At 68.0% G+C, this 18,177-nt stretch carries 16 protein-coding genes and 3 pseudogenes; 6 read left to right on the forward strand and 13 right to left on the reverse strand.

Features of this window, described 5'->3' with window-relative positions:
• Nucleotides 1-240: 240 nt before the first annotated feature.
• From AB0J47_RS29155 to AB0J47_RS29175, 5 genes are all read right to left on the reverse strand, one after another.
• Entirely contained in the window at nt 241-495 is a 255-nt protein-coding gene (locus AB0J47_RS29155) for a Tn3 family transposase (RefSeq protein ID WP_364352927.1), read from the reverse strand.
• Nucleotides 483-1,178 carry a hypothetical protein gene (locus AB0J47_RS29160; protein WP_364352930.1) on the reverse strand — a complete coding sequence of 232 codons (696 nt, stop codon included), beginning with the start codon at nt 1,176-1,178 and terminating at the stop codon, nt 483-485. The genes AB0J47_RS29155 and AB0J47_RS29160 overlap by 13 nt, the downstream gene beginning before the upstream one ends.
• Nucleotides 1,179-1,339: 161 nt before the next feature.
• Nucleotides 1,340-1,723 carry a Rid family detoxifying hydrolase gene (locus tag AB0J47_RS29165; RefSeq protein WP_364352933.1) on the reverse strand — a complete coding sequence of 128 codons (384 nt, stop codon included), beginning with the start codon at nt 1,721-1,723 and terminating at the stop codon, nt 1,340-1,342.
• Nucleotides 1,724-1,784: 61 nt separating this feature from the next.
• Entirely contained in the window at nt 1,785-3,278 is a 1,494-nt protein-coding gene (locus tag AB0J47_RS29170; protein ID WP_364352936.1) for a carboxylesterase family protein, read from the reverse strand.
• A gap of 21 nt (nt 3,279-3,299) precedes the next feature.
• Nucleotides 3,300-4,214, reverse strand: coding sequence for an MBL fold metallo-hydrolase (locus AB0J47_RS29175; RefSeq protein WP_364352939.1), 915 nt, complete (start codon nt 4,212-4,214; stop codon nt 3,300-3,302).
• 180 nt (nt 4,215-4,394) lie between these two features.
• Here AB0J47_RS29175 and AB0J47_RS29180 point away from each other — a divergent pair, with 180 nt between their 5' ends.
• The gene (locus AB0J47_RS29180) at nt 4,395-7,184 is read left to right on the forward strand and encodes an AAA family ATPase (RefSeq protein ID WP_364352942.1); all 2,790 of its coding nucleotides are present in this window, start codon (nt 4,395-4,397) and stop codon (nt 7,182-7,184) included.
• A gap of 252 nt (nt 7,185-7,436) precedes the next feature.
• Nucleotides 7,437-9,176, forward strand: a complete 1,740-nt coding sequence (locus AB0J47_RS29185; protein ID WP_364352945.1) for an FUSC family protein — start codon at nt 7,437-7,439, stop codon at nt 9,174-9,176.
• A gap of 156 nt (nt 9,177-9,332) precedes the next feature.
• On the opposite strand, the gene AB0J47_RS29190 is transcribed toward AB0J47_RS29185, so the two are convergent.
• A complete protein-coding gene (locus AB0J47_RS29190) occupies nt 9,333-9,683 on the reverse strand; it encodes a hypothetical protein (RefSeq protein ID WP_364352948.1) in 351 nt (116 codons plus the stop codon).
• Between the two features lie 126 nt (nt 9,684-9,809).
• Between AB0J47_RS29190 and AB0J47_RS29195 the strand changes: the two genes are divergently transcribed.
• Together AB0J47_RS29195 and AB0J47_RS29200 are read left to right on the forward strand one after the other, a co-directional pair.
• A complete protein-coding gene (locus tag AB0J47_RS29195; protein WP_364352951.1) occupies nt 9,810-10,778 on the forward strand; it encodes a CatB-related O-acetyltransferase in 969 nt (322 codons plus the stop codon).
• A complete protein-coding gene (locus AB0J47_RS29200; RefSeq protein WP_364352954.1) occupies nt 10,775-11,653 on the forward strand; it encodes a virginiamycin B lyase in 879 nt (292 codons plus the stop codon). The genes AB0J47_RS29195 and AB0J47_RS29200 overlap by 4 nt, the downstream gene beginning before the upstream one ends.
• Nucleotides 11,654-12,080: 427 nt before the next feature.
• Here the strand turns inward: AB0J47_RS29200 and AB0J47_RS29205 are convergent.
• A pseudogene (locus AB0J47_RS29205) lies at nt 12,081-12,248 on the reverse strand (Hsp70 family protein); the annotation flags it as partial.
• A gap of 273 nt (nt 12,249-12,521) precedes the next feature.
• On the opposite strand from AB0J47_RS29205, the gene AB0J47_RS29210 reads away from it, so the two are divergent.
• Nucleotides 12,522-12,878 (forward strand): hypothetical protein, encoded by a 357-nt coding sequence (locus tag AB0J47_RS29210; RefSeq protein WP_364352957.1) that lies wholly within the window; start codon nt 12,522-12,524, stop codon nt 12,876-12,878.
• A gap of 458 nt (nt 12,879-13,336) precedes the next feature.
• Nucleotides 13,337-13,849, forward strand: a complete 513-nt coding sequence (locus AB0J47_RS29215) for a hypothetical protein (protein ID WP_364352960.1) — start codon at nt 13,337-13,339, stop codon at nt 13,847-13,849.
• A gap of 280 nt (nt 13,850-14,129) precedes the next feature.
• Here the strand turns inward: AB0J47_RS29215 and AB0J47_RS29220 are convergent, their stop codons facing one another.
• The 6 genes and pseudogenes from AB0J47_RS29220 to AB0J47_RS29245 form a co-directional block, all read right to left on the reverse strand.
• Nucleotides 14,130-14,309, reverse strand: coding sequence for a hypothetical protein (locus AB0J47_RS29220; protein ID WP_364352963.1), 180 nt, complete (start codon nt 14,307-14,309; stop codon nt 14,130-14,132).
• Between the two features lie 209 nt (nt 14,310-14,518).
• Nucleotides 14,519-15,631, reverse strand: coding sequence for a glycosyltransferase (locus AB0J47_RS29225; RefSeq protein ID WP_364352966.1), 1,113 nt, complete (start codon nt 15,629-15,631; stop codon nt 14,519-14,521).
• Complete coding sequence (locus AB0J47_RS29230) at nt 15,631-16,143, reverse strand: hypothetical protein (RefSeq protein WP_364352969.1); 513 nt, start codon at nt 16,141-16,143, stop codon at nt 15,631-15,633. The genes AB0J47_RS29225 and AB0J47_RS29230 overlap by 1 nt, the downstream gene beginning before the upstream one ends.
• Nucleotides 16,144-16,181: 38 nt before the next feature.
• Nucleotides 16,182-16,865, reverse strand: a complete 684-nt coding sequence (locus AB0J47_RS29235; RefSeq protein WP_364352972.1) for a hypothetical protein — start codon at nt 16,863-16,865, stop codon at nt 16,182-16,184.
• Between the two features lie 112 nt (nt 16,866-16,977).
• Nucleotides 16,978-17,378: pseudogene (locus AB0J47_RS29240) on the reverse strand (ATP-binding protein); the annotation flags it as partial.
• Nucleotides 17,379-17,390: 12 nt separating this feature from the next.
• Nucleotides 17,391-17,900, reverse strand: a pseudogene (locus AB0J47_RS29245) (IS21 family transposase); the annotation flags it as partial.
• Between the last annotated feature and the right edge of the window lie 277 nt (nt 17,901-18,177).

Here is an 18,177-nt window from a genome sequence, read left to right on the forward strand (position 1 = left end):
GTTCCATGGCAGCCGCGGCCGACTCGGACCGGTGGACCTACGGGAGGTGATGTGAATCCACCTGGCTGTTGTCGATCCGGGGCGCCAGAGTTCGGCGGGCCAGGTGGTCGGCCGCGTGGTGGAGGGCGAGGGTGTTGGTTTGCCGGAGGCTCGATGACCGGAGCGAGGTCTTCTGCAACCAGGACGACGCCGGACGTACCTCCAGGGTCCTCCCGTCCGGCGGTGCGGGCCAGGACCCGGTCATTCTTCGTCGGTGGCGTCCGGGGCGCGCAGCGGACGCAGGCCGCCTGGCAGGTCGGGAAGCTGGAAGAAGTACCGGCCCAGCAGGTTGATGTGATGCCTGACGAACGGCGAGAGGCGGGCCACGTCCTCGTCACGGACGTCGAAGCCGTCCGCGCGCAGCTGCTTCACCGCAGCGTCCATGTACCGCGTTGGAACGCACGTCTGCGGTGCGGCATGGGTCCGGCGCAGGCCGAGGTGGCTCACAGCCCGCATCTGCCGGCGGTGAGTGCGGTGATTGCACACTCGGCGGCATGCCGTGCCGCGAGTGGGGAGGGCAAGGGCGCACAGCTGTGAGAGGCACGGTCGACCGGTCCGCTGGTGATCTGCCACTGCCAGACGGCACGTGCGGCGGGCGGTGACGGGGGGTCCCAGACGAGTGCCGCAGCCGGGGGAGCGTTCTGCGCCGTCTGGACCAGCACGTCGTACATGACCCCGTCGCCCACTGCGGTGGTGACATACCTCCCGCCGTTGTCGTGAACGGTCCAGTCCAGGGGTGTCGGGGTCGACTCCGACACTTCCAGGAGGGCGTCGGCGAGGTCGGCCAGAATCCGGTACAGCGCGGCGCGGACCGCCTCGGTGTGGTCTCGGCCCCACTGGCACGGAGACCGTTCGGCGACCTCCTCCGCGAGGGTGTGCGCGGCGAGTTCGTCCAGCAGGTCTCCGGCGCCGGGATCTCCTCCCGCCAGGACCGCGGCAGCGCCCCAGGAGAGATCGTCCCGGGTCACGGCCGAGAAGCGTGCCAGTTCCCACAGGTCGGCCGGTCCCAGGTCGTCGACCGTGCGCCGGATGCAGAGGGCGGCCGTGTCCGAGGGGGCCGGGATCTCGGCGTTCAAGAGGCCCGCGCGCACGTCCGTGGCCGCGCACACGTCGCCCGGCTCGAGCACGCCCGGCGGCACCGACCCCACTGTCTGGAGGACCTGCTCGTGGATGCGGCGTACGGGATGAGGCCCGCGGGGAGGTGCCGGTCGTCCGATCAGTGCGCACAGGGCCTCGAGCAGGTACGCCGGCGGAACCCTCAGACTGGTGCACGCTCCTGCCAGACGACCGGCCATCCTGATCAGTCGCCCAGCACTGCCAGGGCGTCGATCTCCACGAGCAGTCCCGGCGGGAGCTGCATGTAGACGGTGGTACGGGCGGGGAACGGCTCGCCGACGGCTGCCGCATACGCCTCGTTCATCTCGGCCAGGTGGGCGGGGTCGGTGAGGTACACCCGCAGCATGACGACGTCCTCCAGACCCGCCCCGCCCGCCTCGAGTACGGCGTTCACGTTGCGCAGGACCTGTGCGGTCTGCTCGGCGACGGTGGTACCGACGACCTCGCCGGTGTCCGGGTCGAAGGGGAGCTGTCCGGAGACCTGCAGGACGGGGCCCTTGCGGATGCCCTGGGACAGCGGGGCGGGCAGAGAGGGTGCGTTGTCTGTAGTGATGACGGTTCTGGTCATGGTGTTCCTTGAAGCGATGGTGGTCCTTGGAGGGGATGAGCAGGCGAGACCGGTACGGGCGTCAGCTCCAGGCCTGTCGTTCCTGGCTGCGGGGGTCGTCGATCTGGGTCCACTCGACGTCGATGTGCATCGTGGCCCTGCGCTCGGTGTCGTAGGGGTCCCAGCCGGGGTCGCCGGTGGTGGCGAACCGGATCCAGGTCTCGTGCGTGCGGGCCGCGAGATCCGCCGGGGGCTTGTCGGGGCCGAGCAGGGCGGTGGGGCCGTTCAGCTCGGGCCGGTCCGCGAGGTCGAAGACGAAGGGCAGCTCGACGGCGTGGGTGGCGCCGAGCTCTCCGTCCAGGGCCTGGGAGCGCCAGGCGAACTCGTACGCGTAGGTGGCGGACTTCGGGTGGGCGGCATGGGCGCCGACCAGAGCGCGGCTGCCCGCGCCGAACAGCGCGTCGGCCATGATGGCGGAGCGCAGCCCCGCGAAGGACGCCTCGGGGCGGGACTTGCGGTAGGTCTCGACGAGCTGCACCGGATTCGGGTGCGAGCGGGCCGCTGCCTCGTCGACGTCGGCGGCGGTCGAGGTGGCGTACTTGCCCACCGGGACCAGGTAGAGGTTTCCCTCTTCGGTGTTGGTGCCGACGAGCAGGTCGACGTCGGAGCTGTGTCCGGTGGCGACGGCTTCGGCGGGCTGGGTGTCCAGGACCAGGCTGAAGGGGCTGAGCCCGATCAGCGGGTCATGGTGGGTGGCGGTCTGCAGATCGATGCCCGCGAGCTTGGAAGCGGCCTCCACCAGACGCTCGTCGGAGATCCCCGCGAAGGCGTCCACGTGTGGCTCGACGCCCAGGACGTCGGCGGCCGCGGAGGTGACGCGGGCGGCCTGCTCGGTGCTGAACGCCCCCAGGCCGCTGCCACTCTGCACGATCGCCCTGTGGAACAGGCCCGCGGCCTGTGGGGCGGCCAGGACGCCGCCGACGACGGTGGCCCCTGCAGACTGGCCGAAGAGCGTGACGTTGTCCGGGTCACCGCCGAAGCCGGCGATGTTTTCCCGCACCCAGCGCAGCGCGGCGACGACGTCGAGCAGGCCGCGGTTGGCGGGCGCGCCGGGCAGATCGAGGAACCCGGCGATGCCGAGCCGGTAGTTGAGGGTGACGAGGACGACGCCGTCGCGGGCAAAGGCGGACCCGTCGTACATCGCGGACCGTGTCGAACCGGCGACGAATCCGCCGCCGTGCACGAACACCATGACCGGCAGGTCGCTCTGCGCGACGGCGGGCGTCCAGACGTTGACGGTGAGGTAGTCCTCGCCCCGGCTCCAGCCGGTGCCGAAGTAGGGGGCCATGTCGATGCTGCCGAGCTTGCGCTCGGACTGCGGCGCGTTGGGGCCGGGCACGGTGGCGTCCCGTACGCCGTCCCACGGCTCGTGCGGCTCGGGCGGCGCGAAGCGGCCGGCGCCCAGGGGCGGGGCGGCGTAGGGGATGTTCAGGAAGGCGGCGGTGCCGTCGTCCTGGCGCAGACCGCGGACGGCTCCTTGCGTGGTGGTCACGACGGGTTCGGCGTGGTGGTTCATCTCTGGTGCCTTTCCGCGGGTTCAGCCCTGCTCGGTGTACGGGGTGAAGGGCGCCCAGCCCTTGACGGCGAAGGTGCTTCCCTCGCGTACGACTTCGGTGGCGCCATGCCCGCCCAGGTGCGCCGGGATCACGAGCGCGTTGTTGTCGGCCGCCCAGCCCAGCACCTTGCGGCGGGTGGCGCGGGCTTCGGCGGGGTTCTCGCAGAAGCAGCTGTTGGCGTCCGGCTCCAGTATCTGCACCGGGCTGTGCAGCATGTCGCCGACGAACACCGCACGGTCCGTGCCGGAGGTGAGAGTCAGCACGGAGGAACCGGGGGTGTGCCCGGGAGCACTGTCCAGGCGCAGGTTCGCGTCGATCTGGTGGCTGTTCTCCCACAGCTGCGTCAGGCTGGCCTGGTGCACCGGGGCGACGCTGTCCTCGAAGACGTTCTGGTTGCCGCGGCCGAGCAGCGGCTGGTGTCCGTTCTCTGGGTTCCAGAAGTCGAAGTCGTCCTTCGGCATCAGGTAGGTGGCGTTGGGGAAGGTGGGCACCCACTGCCGCCCGTCCAGGTAGGTGTTCCAGCCGACGTGGTCGATGTGGAGATGCGTGTTGATCACGATGTCCACGTCCTCCGGCTGGACACCGGCCCGCGCGAGGTTGGCCAGGAAGTCCGTTTCGAGGTGGCTCCAGACCGGGGCGTAGGGACGCTCCTTGTGGTTGCCCACGCCGGTGTCGACCAGGATCGTCCTGCCCTCGCTGCGCAGCAGCCAAGTCTGGATCGCCGAATTCACGATGTTGGTCTCGGAATCCAGGAAATGCGGGGCTAGCCAGTCGGTACCGGTCTCCCAGACTTCCTTCGAGCTTTCCGGGAAGAAGGTGTCAGGCGTCATTTCGACGGAACCGAAATACTCCCATATCCGTGTGATGGTGACGTTGCCGAGCGTGATTTGTTCCATGGGGCGTCCTTGGGAATGTGGAGGTTTTCCTGGAACCGTACGAGCGGTCTCGGTGCGCGCGGTATCCGTAACGTGACTGCACCTGCGCGCATGGCCTGGGCACTGGGCCCGGCCGCTTGTAGCCTGGGCGGGCCAGGGCAAGGCGACTCCGATCGAAAGCCGCAATTCCGGGAGACTTCCGTGGACGAGCACACAGGCGACCGCGGTGCGGTCATGGGACCGGAGCCGGATCCGGGGGAGCTGATCGTCGGCCGGGACGCGGAATTGGCACGCCTCTTTCGTGCGGTGGACTCGGTGTCGGCCGACCCGGTGCTGATGCTGGTCGGTGACATGGGCACGGGGAAGAGCGCGCTGCTGGAGCACGCGGTGCACCGGGCGGAAGCCGGCGGCGCTCGCGTACTGCGGGCCGAGGGGAGCGAGTCGGAGTCGAGCCTGGCGTTCTCCGCACTTCATCAGTTGCTGCGGCCGGTGCCGGCCGAGGTGGACGCACTGCCAGGGAGGCAGCGCGCGGCGCTGCAGGACGCCTTCGGCGAGGGGTCGGCCACGCCGGGACCCGATCTCATGCTGGTCGGGGTCGCCGTACTGAGCCTGTTGTCAGGCCTGGGCGACCACCATCCCGTGCTCGTGGTGCTGGACGATGCGCAGTGGTTCGATCGTGCTTCCCTGGATGCGCTGTCCTTCGTTGCCAGACGGTTGGAAGGTGAACCGGTCACCATGCTGATCGGTGCCCGTGGCGGCGATCACCTTCCGGGATTCGACCGTCATGTGCCGATGCTCACCCTGGGATCGCTCGACAAAGCTGCGGCCAATCAGCTGCTGGACCTGCAGCCGAAGAGCCCCGCCGGGCACACCAGGTCGCGGATCCTCGACCAGGCAGGCGGCAACCCGCTGGCACTGTTGGAACTGACGAGGACAGCCTCAGCACAGGACACGGCTGCGGGGCTGCCGTCTGCAGGTCCGCTTCCGCTCACCGATCACCTGGAGCGGATCTTCGCCGCTCGCCTGAACAGTCTCCCCGCCTCCACCATGCGGGCTCTGCTGCTCCTGGCCGCCATGGATAGCGCCGACTCCGCGATCGCCGTCTCGGCGGGGCTGCCGCGCGCCGAGGACGCGGTCTGGCTGCCAGCCGGGCAGGCCGGGCTGGTCCGGCGGACCGGCCGGGACGTCCGGTTCCGCCACCCATTGGTCCGGTCCGCCGTGTATCACGCCGCGTCCTTGGGCGCCCAGCGCGAGGCTCACCTTGCGCTCGCCGAGATGCTGCGGGACGAACCGGACCGGCGTGCCTGGCATCTTGCCGCCGCCTGCCCGCACCCGGACGCGGCCGCGTCGGCGGAGCTGGAGCGGACCGCCGGCCGGGCCCGCCGCCGCGGCGGCCATGCGGCGGCGGCCCAGGCCCTGCAGCGCGCCGCGGAACTCGCACCGCAACGCGAGGACAGTGCCCGGCTGCTGGTCGAAGCCGCCGCGGCGGCCGTGTTCACCGGAGACATCGCCTGGGTCGAGGAACTGGTCGCCGCAGCACGCGCGCGCACGGATGACGCAACCCTGCTGGCCTCCGCCGCCGTGCAGGCCGGACGGCTGGCGGTCCTGACCGTGCGCCACAGCGTGGTCTTCTCCCGGCTGGCCGACGACGCCGAGCAGTTGGCGGCCTCCCAGCCCGCCGCCGGGCTGGACCTCGTGGCCGGCGCCGCCGTGGTCCGCTTCTACTCCGGAGAGGACACCCAGCGCCACCGCATCCAGGAGGTCCTGCGGCGCCTTCCCGAGGACGCCTCACACGCAGGTTTGCGCACCTGGGTGAGGGCTGTGTCGGACCCCTTCGACGACCGGGCCCAACTCGTCTGCCTGCTCCCGCAGTTGGCCGCCGAGGCGGAAGCCCGGCCGGAGCGGCTCACCGCCGTCGGGATCATGGCGTGGCTCCTGGACGAGACCCCACAGGCCGTCCGCGCCTTCGACGAGGCCTTCGACCGCTGGGAGCTGCAGGGAGCGCTGCCCGAGGGTCTGGGCGGCGCGGTCGCCTGGGCCTACCTGGAGCGAGGAAGGTGGGAACAGGCCCGTGAGGCCTGCGCCCGCACCACCGCAGTCGGCCGGGCGGCCGGCCTCGACCACGCCGTGGCCTGTGCGGCCACCGTGGATGCCACCGTGCTGGCCTTCCAGGGCGATGCGTCCTCGGCCCGTGCCCGGGCCGAGGACGCGCTCGTCCTGATCGATCCGCTGGAAAGCCGCTCGGTCTCCGTTTATGCCCGTCGTGCGCTCGGTGCCGCGGCAGCCGCAGAAGGCGCCTACGAGACCGCGTACGGCCAACTCCGCATGGTCTTCACGGTAGACGGCGCGCCCGTGCACTACCACGCCTCCTACCCGGCCCTCGCGGATCTGGCCGCCGCCGCTGTGCGCTGCGGCCGCCATGAGGAGGCTGTCGCGATCGTCGAGCGCTCGGCATCTGCGCTGGCGGACAACGCTTCACCTCGTCTGCGTGCGCTGATCAGCCGAGCCCGTGGCCTGCTGGCGGACCCCGACGACGCCGAACCGCACTTCCGGGCGGCTCTGGCGGATCCGGTACTGGAGTACTGGCCCTTCGAACGCGCACAGACCCTGCTCGACCTCGCCGAGTGGCTGCGGCGCCGTCGGCGCATCGCAGAGGCGCGTGGGCCGCTCACCGAGGCCCTGGAGACCTTCCGGCGCCTGGGCGCACGCCCGTGGATCGAGCGCGCCCGGGCCGAATCGCGCGCCGCCGGCCTCGACGTCACAGATGCGGCCCCCGACGCGCTCGCCGAACTCTCCCCGCAACAGCAGGAGATTATCCGGCTCGCCGCCCGCGGGCTGACCAACCGAGAGATCGGCGAAAAGCTCTTCCTCTCCCCGCGCACGGTCAGCTCGCACCTCTACCGCAGCTTTCCCAAGCTGGGCATCACCGCCCGATCCCAGCTGCGCGACCTCATCGAGGGCACCCTCGCGACGGCCGGCCACCAGGAATAAGGGCACCCCTGGCCGTGGAAGCAGTCACCTGACGCATACCGCCCGCCATCCCGCCGGACCAGACTGGCCACACGAGCGAGGAAGCAGTAACCGGCCAGGCGACCCCTTCGCCCTGGTACCCCGAGGCCCCCACTTGTCCCCAAGGCCGTGCGAAAACGCGGGCCCCAGGCCAGTGATCCCGGGCTGCACACGGCCCCGCTCGTCGGGGCCGGACGGGAGCGGCCGACCACGACGAAGGAACGGAAATCCACGGTGGCTGCGAAAACAGCGTCGCTACGGGACCGGGTTGCCGCAGCCGACCCGGGCCTGCTGCGTCTGACCGCCGGTCTGCGTGCCGTCCTCGGCCTCACTCTCACCCTGGCCGCGCTGACGGTACGGGATCAGCCCTCGGTCGTACTTCTGGCCGGCGGCTTCACAGCGGTGGTCACCTCGTTGGCGAGCAGCGACCTGCACCCCCGCAACCAGTTCCTCACTCTGCTCGCCGGGGCTCCCGTGACCCTAGCCGCCTTGACGGCCGGGGGCCTGCTGGCGCCTTTCCCCTTCGCGTCCCACCTGGCCTTCCTACTGCTGATCTTCACCGCGGTATATGCGCGCCGCTTCGGACGACGGGGCCTGGACCTCGGGATCTTCGCCTTCATGGCCTACTTCCTGTCCCAGTTCGCTGGGATTCAGCCCCACCAACTCCCGCAATTGACTGGGGCGTTGGCCGTCGCCTTCGCGGCAGCCGCAGTCACTCGCTTCTGTCTGGTGCCCACGACGTCCTACGGAATCGTGAGGCGCCTGAGGGCGGCTTTCAACAGACGGCTTCGTGATGCACAGCAGGCCACGTCAGATCTACTCGCAGACGGCGGAGCTGGCGTCCGCAGAGTCGAACGACGTCTCGACCGGCTGCACACCTCCGCGCTGCTGCTTCAGGAATTCCTGTACGAGGCTCCCGTCGGGCTGCTCCGAGACACGGCGGCGGAGCTGGAGCGGACGGCACGTGCGGACGCGACCGCACAACGCCTCGGCGTACTCGCGATCCGCGCAGCGGAGGATTCGACCGGGACCTCCGCCAGCACGATGAGGGAGGCGGAGACGGCGGACTTGACCGACCGGACAGAGCGCGACCGTGTGGCGCTGCGTCCAGGGGCAGCACAGCCGTCAGGCCCGTGGCGGCATACGACGCGGCAGGCGTTCCAGGTGACCGCCGCGGCCGCGCTCGCCGTACTCGGCGGACATCTTCTCTCCCCGCACCTGTGGTACTGGGCCGTGGCCACGGCATGGGTCGTCTTCATCAATGCCGAGCACACCGGGGACGTCCTGCTGCAGAGCGGCCGACGGCTGATCGGCACCGTCGCCGGGGTGCCGTTCGGATACGGCCTCGCCGCCCTGGCCGACAGGCACACCACCTTGGCCCTGGCCTTTCTCCTCGCCTGCATCTTCGGGATGTTCTACACCCCCTCCGGCAGCTACTGGGCGGTGACCTTCTTCATCACCGGCTCGCTCAGCATGGTGCTCGCGGTCCTGCATACGCTCTCCCCGCAGCTGCTCGCACTTCGCGTCCAGGAGACCGTTCTGGGGGCCGGGTGCGGGATTCTGGCAGCCGCGCTGGTCGTCCCCATGGCTGTCCGCACGGTCGCCGAAATGCGTCTGAGGGAGCTACTTTTCCTTCTCGACCACCTCATGCGCTGCGCGCCGCAGGCCAGCGTCCCGAAGCCCGCACTCGATGCACGTGATCTTGATCAAGCGCTGGAGGCCTTCCGCACGGCTTGCCGTCCCCTGGTGCATCCACTCAATCCCCGCCGCGCCGAGCGCGCCCGCGTCCGCCGTGTTCTCGAACGCGTGGAAGCCACCTACTTCCACGCGCGAAGCCTCGCCACCGAGACGGGACGCGCACGAGACGCAGCAGCGTGGCCCGCGTCTCAGCACTCGTCAACAGCTCGACAGAACCGAACGAACCAAGCCATCTTGCCCCCGCAGCCCTGTACTCCCTGCCCATGCACCGCCTGACCTGCCAGCTGATAGCAGCCACAACCCGTGCGCGTAGCCCTACCTGTCCGGGCATTCGCGTACGGGTTCCCCTGCGCCGCCGCTCAGGATTTTGCGAAGGGGACGATGTCAACGGCAAGCAAATCGTGACCACTTCTCGGCGGGGCTACGCGGGGGTCAGTCCAGAACCCGATCCACCGCCTCATCCGTGCCGGTCGGGGTGCGGGGTTCGTGGTGGGCGGTGCGGCCGAGGGCCTCGACGCTGGCGCACGCCGCCGCCGTGTCCGCCGCGACCGCGTGCAGGCCACCACGAGTCGTGGGGGCGGGCCAGCCGAGCAACAGCACCCGCCCACCCGGGGCGGTGAACTCGCGCACCGCGCGAGACACGATCGGTTGCGGCCATCGGTCGCCGAGATCGATCGGGTCGCTTCCGGCGGCCCACAGGGTCGCCGGGACCACCACCGAGGGCGAGGTGCCGGTGTTGCCAGTGCTCGACCGGGATGGACGCTGACGAGATTTCGCGGTCATACGGGGGCGTGGTCCAAGGGCGCAATTCGGGTGATCCTGTCCAACCCCGCTACACCGGGCGGCAGGTGTGGAACAAACAACGCAAAGACGAAATCCTCATCGATGTCGAGGACATCGCTTTGGGGCATGAGACCCGGATGCGATGGAACGACCGACGACGCCGACTACATCGACCCGATCGTGGCCGCCGAGGGCCGCGACGCCATCGAGGACGTGGTGGCCACCGCCCAGCGGCAGTTCCGCGGTCTGGTGTACCGCATGGCCGGGAGCGTCGACAGCCACCACCATGTGGTACGCCTCACCTGGGAACTAGCACCGGCCGATGGCCCTCCCGTGATCATCGGGCTGGTCGTCATGGTCACCGAGCAGGCAAGCTTGCGCCGTGTCTACGTCTTCCTAGATCCCGTGCCCGCACATCCCGTCACCAGGAGCTCAACCTTGACACCTGATCCGATGACCCGCCACCCGCTACCGGCCCATGAGCGGGTGGTGTTCCTCAAACCACTGGTCAGCTCGCCGAAGATCGCGGTAGGGGAGTTTACCTACTACGACGACCCGGACGGCGCGACGGAGTTCGAGCACCGCAACGTGCTCTACGCCTACGGCCCGGAACGGCTGGTCATCGGCAAGTACTGCGCGATCGCCGCCGAGACGCGGTTCCTGATGGCCGGCGCCGAACACCCGACGATGGGCGTGTCCACCTTCCCATTCACCATGTTCGGCGGCGAATGGACCGAGCAGACCCTCGACCTCGTCACCGGCATGCCCAGTCGTGGCGACACTGTGGTCGGCAACGACGTCTGGTTCGGCTATCAGGCCATCGTCATGCCCGGCGTGACCATCGGTGATGGCGCCATCGTGGCGGCCGGTGCGGTCGTCACCGCGGACGTACCGCCGTACACGATCGTCGGCGGCAACCCGGCGCGTCCGATCCGGCAGCGCTTCGACGCCGCCGACGTCGAAGCGCTGCGCCGCGCGGCCTGGTGGGACTGGCCGGTGGAACTCGTCACCGAGCACGCCCGCAGCATCATGGCCGGCACCCCCGCCGAAATCGCCCGCACAGCCGCCGAGCACGGACTGGAGAAGGCCGTATGACACGGGTATCGATCGAGGAGTACAGCGTGACCGGCGACGGGCCGTACGCGATCACCACCGGGCCGGACGACGCGCTCTGGTACACGCTGGTTCACAGTGGACATATCGGTCGGCTGGCGCCGGGCGGCGAGCCGGAGAACCATCAACTCGACCCAGGCTGTGGGCCGACGATCATCACACCCGGCCCGGACGGTGCGCTCTGGTTCACCGAGTACCAGGCACACCGGATCGGCCGGATCACCACCGACGGTGCGGTCCGGGAGTTCGCGTTACCGACGGCGCAGTGCGGGCCGTTCGGCATCGCCGCCGGTCCCGACGGGGCGCTGTGGTTCACCGAGACCGCCGCTGACCGAATAGGCCGGATCACCACCGACGGTGAGGTCACAGAGTTCCCGCTTCCGGCCACCGGGGCGTTCCCGTCCGCCATCACCCTGGGCCCGGACGGCGGAATGTGGTTCACCATGAACCAGGCCAACGCCATCGGCCGCATCGGCACGGACGGCACCGTGACCGTGCACCCGCTCCCGACCGCGGCAGCCGCACCGGTCGGGATGACCGCGGGACCCGACGGTGCACTGTGGTTCGTGGAGATCGCCGCGGGGCAGATCGGCCGGATCACCACCGACGGCACCGTCACAGAGTTCCCGCTACCCGACCGCTCCGGCCGACCGCACGCCATCACCCCCGGCCTTGACCACACCCTGTGGTTCACCGAATGGGGCGGCAACCGCGTCGGCACCGTCACGCCGGACGCTGTGATCGAAACACACGACCTGCCCACCCCCGGCGCCGAGCCGCACGGCATCACCCTCGGCCCCGACCGTGCCATGTGGACAGCCCTCGAAACCGGGGCACTCGCCCGCATCACCGCCTGACTCAGGAGAAGAACCCTTCATGAAGTACGCGCTCGTGATCTTCGAGACGGACGAGTCACGCCGCCAGATCCAGGCTGACCGGGACGCCTACCGGGAGGCATGGTTGCGGAAGACAGACGGTCCGTCTTGGAAAGCCGGTTGTCGACATCTACTTTGAATTGCTGTTGAGGACTAGGGTTTCGCCATCCCGCAGAGGCGTGAGCCACCCCTCTTCTGAAACTTCGACATGATCCACACAACCGCAGCCGCAGTTACGGTTGCGACAGAGCCAGCGCCGTTACGCCCATAACATGCTAGCCATTCCGGCTATCAACGCTCGAGCTTTATCGTGGCGGCGGGCGGGGTTCGCTGTTCCAAGTCCTGGAACTGGAACGCGACACCCGGCGCGTCGAGTCTCCTCGACGCGCCGGGCCGCTCCCGTTCAGTGTCCGTTCGCGTCGGCGGTGACGAAGGGCAGATTCACCTGTGTCTGTGTCACCGAGGACAGCTCGACTTTGGCCTTCTCTGCCGCCTCGAAAAGTCGTTGCAGCGCTTGCGGATCGGCACGTAGGTCGATGTGCTCTGCGCGCTGGAATTCGTCGGCGAGATAGTCGACGTTGCCCGCAACGCCCACAGCCGCGTGGTTTCGATGAGTTCGTCCAGATCCTCCGAGCCCAGCTGGCTGGACAGGACGGCGTGCCCGGGGATCGGGAGGTCTTCCAGGCGGAATCGGGCCACTAGTCACCACCACCCGAGTCGCTAACGGCCGCAACGAGTTCGGCCACCGGTACGGTGAACGTGAATTTGGGCATCGCGATCCCGCCGCAGGGCGCATTCCGTCGTGATGCGGTGACGATGCGCGTCAAATCGTCCGGACTCGACTGCACAGGTGGTGTCCGGCCTGGTCTATGCGTGGGGGCAAACCACAGACGGCTCCTGGATTGGCCTGGTGGTATTTGCGATCCCGGCGCGAAGCGCGAGGGATGCGGACTCCCAAAAGGAGGGATACGACCCGGTGTACGACGCGCGGCTGTTGCGGCGCTTCATCTCTCACGAAGTCGAGACACGCATTGGGCGGGCGCTGTTGTCCGGCGACATCGACGACGGTGCCACCATCACCCTCGATGCCGACAACGGTGACCTCGTTGCGCGCTTCGGACTGGCGGATTGCACAGATCTCGACCGAAAGGGCGGCCGGCCCAGCGCCCCGGCGATAGGGTGGACTATGCGGTCATGGTCGAGCTGACCAGCTGTTTTCGATCCGCGACGGGCCCCACGCTTCGGAAGCCGCGGAAAGTGAGGAACGAGAATCATGGGTGAGCCGACAACGATAATCGCGAAGACGATCGGGAATCCGTCGGGGGAACAGTACGACAATCCCTGGCCGTTCGGGCGTCCGGCCAAGGGAGAACGCGTTGCCATCTTCGCGTTCGAAGTGACGAGCGTCGACGGAGAAGCCGAAGCTATCCGGACGTACCACGTGGGTCCCGCTGATCTGGCCGAAGAAGGAAGAATCGCGCCCGAGCCCCGAGCCCGGTGCAGTGGACCGGAGTGCGGCGGAACCGTCGTTCGACCACCAGCCAGTCTCGATATCGAGGCCGCGATGATGGATCTCGACCGCTCCGCCGAGGCGATGCTTCTAGTACAAAGTTATGCCGGACGACACGCAGCTTGTCCGGATGTCGCGCGATCGAGGAGCATGTGATGAACCAGCGACTGTTCGATTTCATCGACGAGGCTCTGCGGCAATGCTTCGATTCCGGCGCCGGGCCGTATCCGTGGTTGTGCCGAGACGACGTCGAAAGGGTGCTGTCCGACGACGCCCGATGGCGTGTGATGCACGGCCGACTTGCGGCGATGGAATGGGGCAGCGGCGAATCCACCGGCAACGTCACTGTTACCTCGGAGCGTTTGCTGATAACACCCGACGGTCTGCTCTATGCCGCCGGATTGAGCGCGCCGTTGCGGCGAGGGGCCACTCGCCGAGTAGCGGCGGGGACAATGCGGCGGCCACTGTATTACCTGGCGACGCCGCCCCCATTGTTCGAATCGATCGTCGACCGGGTCGGTACCACGTCAATGCTGCGGGGAGCGGTGTCTGCGGTGGACAATCGGCTCGGCCACGACCTGCTGTTTCCTTGGCCCCTCGATGCTGCGCTGCGCCAAATGCTCGATGCCCAGCCGGTTATGCGCATGGAACCCAACGGATGGCGGTAGGCACACCGCGGAAATGGATTCTCGGCCGCGCGCTATCGACGACTTCACCGGGCAAGGATCTGGGAGGACAAACCCGCCGCGCTGGCGAGCGGAAGCTACACCAACACCGCAAGGGAAGTGCGAGAAACTTTGGGAAAGCAGCACATCCTCACAAGCGCGTTGATGCGCAGCCGTGGCGACTCGACGACCCGATGCTGCGGTTCCTCGCCTACACCTGGGCCGATCACATCGACTTCCGGCCGGAGTGAGGTGTTGTGGAGGTAGGAGGTTGGGTGATTTCTCACTTCTGCATCAACCGCAGCAGATCCAGGGCAGCGCGATCGGGGCGGTCGACATCAACAGTGTGCGCAACTTTGAAGATCGGCGTCAGCATCGAATCGCTGCCCATCTCGTCCAGTGCTTCCCCAGAGTAGAAGGCGATGAAGTTCCTGGACACGCCGACGCTGCGCGCCGCAGTCACGCGAGCATGGAACTCCCGGGCGACGATCTTAGGCCTCGGTCCGCGAAGTGGTGTCCCGCTGGTCCTGCTCAATCGCTTCCGCGGCACCATCGACTGGTGGGATCCGCAGCTGCTGGACCATCTGACGCGACACCGCGACAATCCTCGGATCCGCGCCTTCGTCTTGTCGTTGTCGATCTGAATCGCCTCCGGGTTCCCCCGGTCGTCGGTCAGGAGTGTCGCAGGGGCGGCCGGTTGTTGCCCAATGCGAGGACTTGGGCTGCGACCTCGTCGATGGCAGGCATGGTGGCCACCTCGGCCGCGACAGCGCGGGCAGCGTCGGCGAGGCGCGCGTCGGTGATCAAGGTGTGCAGGTGCGCCGCAGTGATCGTTCTTCCCAGCACCGCGATACCCGCTCCGCGGCGATGCACCGATACCGCGTTCCACCTGCGGTCGCCGGGGGCGGGGGTCGCCAGCTGAGGGATTCCGGCGCGCAGAGCCGCATACACCGAGCCGGCGCCGCCGTGGTTGACCATCGCGGTGCAGGTCGGGAGCACGGCGTGCAGCGCGATCCACCCGACTGTTCGGACGTTGCCGGGAAGGTTGGTGGCGCGCATGACTGTTCGGTTCGGGCGGACGATAACGATATCGGCGTCGACGTCGGGCGCGGCCCGTAGCACCGATCGGAGCATCGCGTCGGGGCCGTCGCCGAGCATGGTGCTTCGGGTTACGACGATGCGCGGTCGGCGGGGGGAGTCGAGGAGGAATCGAGGCGTGGATGCGCCCGGTGTCGAATACGGGATGTATCGCAGGGGCCAACCCGGGACAGAGACGATGCTGGGCGGCGCGATCGACAGGGTGGCCGTGCTCGCGGGAATGTCGGCACCGCCTAGCAGCCGCAACAGTTCCCGTCGAATTACGGTGCCGTCGTCCAGCGCGATATTGTGCAGCACTGTGGGGACGCCGAGGTGGGCCGCGGCGATGGCCGCGGCAGACGCGAAGGGTTCGTGCACCACAATGTCGGGCGCGAACCGGGCCGCCACTCGAATGAGCTTGTCGATCATCGGTTTGTTGGTGACGGCGAACACGTGGGCGCCGCCGCGAGCGTCGGCCATTCCCGCCGCGGATCGCAGTGCGAGGACCGGGTGCAAGCCCAATCCCTGTGCGACGGCACGGATGTGTCCGATGCGCGGTGCGACGTCGACAACCGGGACATCGGAGGAAACCGCCGTCGCGGCATCGCCACCGGTTGCTACCAGCACCTGGTGCCCCTCCGCACGCAGATGCAAAGCAAGAGGCATCATCGGGAACAGATGCCCGATCAGCGGTGTCGCTACGAACATCACCCGCATCGGAGTGCCCCCACTCCGGGGCCGACCGTGTCGGCGGGGTGCGGTTCGGGCGCCGGATCCAGCCACCACAGGATGTCTCCGCCGCAAGGGCTATGCGAGCGCCGGATGATCTTAGTGATCCGGTCGGTACCGCCCGCACCGGCAGCCGGGTCCGGTACCGAGTGATTGCCCGAATCTTTCGCCAACTCGCAGTCGATGTCCGAGACGGCCCGAGCGAGCCATCGCCCACACCTGGTCCCGGGCTTTGCCGGCGACGCCGCAGGTCCGACAACGCGTTGAAGTCCTTGTAGAAACTCCATCCGGTCGGCGGCCGCGTGATCGATCACCGCGTGCATCGCCACCACGGCGACCTCCACATGATCATGGTGGTTGCCTATTCCCAGCAGCGCGAGAACCTGCACCGCAGGTGCGCTGAGCAGTTCCGACATGAGGCGCTGCAGGGCGGCGCGTTCGACCCGAGCCACCGACAACACCGCGTCGTCGAGATGCCGGGAAATTACCACCAGTGCGCACGTGAGCAACATTTCTACCTGGGCGTCAGCTACGTCGCAAACGCCTCGTTCAACGTCAACACGTTATCAGGTGTGACCACAACAAGATTCACACCCAATCGCTCGAACTCGCTACTGGATTGCGGGACTGTTGTAATGACTACCAGCTTGCACACATCGCCGGCGAGATCGAGTCCGTCGTAGCGGCCAGCGGTAACCAGGTGGCCCAATGGGGCGCGGCTCCAGGCATCCACGCTGGAGTCATCTCCCGCGCGGAGCCGGTAGACGTCGTGGCCGAAGCCAGTAAGAAGCATCTGAACGTCCTCGGCTTCGGGGTGGCTGGCGCACAACCACGCTGCCCGCCCACCGGCGGCGATGGTCTGCCGAACCGCCCAGGCGATCACTGCCGGGTCGAGGGCTTTTTTCTGGCTCGGGTTGAGCACGAACATCCGCTCGCCGGTCGAACCGGTCGGCAAGGGCTGTTCGGTCACCAGCCGGGTGACTTTGCCACCGCCGACGCGGCGCTGCAGGTCATCCATCGACCCGAGTGTCGCCGACAGATAGGTCCGTTGTCTGGCTTGGCTGTAGCCCGCATTAAGCGCGGTCGGCGGATGATAGGGGCGGATCTCGATGCCGGACGGCCGATCAACACTCCGCACCGGTGAAGTGTTAAGCTTGCCGGCCTCTTCCTGGACCTGCTCCGCTAGGTGACGAGTTCCCGTCAAGTAGGCCACCGACAAAACCCTGGTCCAGCGCGTAGTCGGCAATCAACAGCGCCACGAGGGTCTTGCCTTCACCGGTCGGCATCTCGATCGCGACGTCGCTGGTATCGAGATGGTGCTGGCCATGTGACGCGACGGCGAGTGAGCGGCGTTCGTAGGCTGCTGCGACCAGCCGGAACAGCAGTTGTGTTCCGGTGTCGTCCAGGGGTGCGAATCCGATTTCGTCGAGTATCACCAGGTCCGCGCGTAGCAGGTTGTCGATGATTTTGCCGACGGTGTTGTCGGCGAGGCCGCGGTAGAGGGTGTCGATCAGGTCGGCTGCGGTGAGGTAGCGGACTTTGTGTCCGGCGTGGATGGCGGCGTGTCCGAGCCCGATCAGGGTGTGGCTTTTGCCTGTTCCGGGTGGCCCGATCAGCGCGAGATTGTGCTGCGCGCGAACCCATTCCAGGCTCACAGGTAGTCGAAGCTGGCCTGGCCGATGGACGAGGAGGCGACGTCGAAGTTGTCGAGGGTCTTGATGACGGGGATCGCGGTGAACGCTTCGGCGATCAAGGCCAGCGTGGTCGACTGCTTTTGATCGGCGGCGAACGCGGTGAACCGCCACCGCGAGAACGCCAGCACCGCGCAGAACAACTGCAACCCGGGCGCGACCTGCGCCCAGTCGATCACCAGATACTCACCCGGCGACCACACCGCCGGGCGACGACCCCGATGATTATCCTTGCGCCACAACACTTTCTGCTCGGCAACCAGCCGACGGAAATTCCGTGGCGACCCCTCGTAACCGGCGGCCCGCGCCGCCGGGAGCAGTCGTTTAGCCGAGATCCGGCCCTTCGACTTGGTGACCCGCTCAGCGACCAGCTCGCGCACCGAATCGTAATTGCGCAGCCGCGGCACCCGCTCCGGCGGCCGACCGCCGGACTGGACACGCTCGACGACCCGTTTCACGGTCTTGTGCGTAGTGCCGCACAACTCGGCGCCCCCACGATAGGTTCCGACCTCTCGATAGGCGGAAATAATGTCCATTCGCTCCCTCGCAGACTTCAATGGAACTCCCTGGGCAGTGACGGATGACAGTTGGCGCTATCACCGTCACTGCCCAGGCCACGAGCTCCGGGCATGACACGACGAGCAAGGGAATGGGGACTTCTACCTGGCCGCCAACGGCGACCTACGACCGGCCACCAGTGGCGACTTTCTCATGGCCACGGACAACCGTGCGCTATTCCCGTGGCTGCGCTGGGGAACTCTCGCATCTGCGATCGGCGTGGGTTTGTCGAACACGCGGTAGCCGAATCGAGGTCATTGGCGCGGTCAGCTACAG

This window comes from Nocardia sp. NPDC049737 (assembly GCF_040674755.1).
GTDB lineage: Bacteria > Actinomycetota > Actinomycetes > Mycobacteriales > Mycobacteriaceae > Nocardia.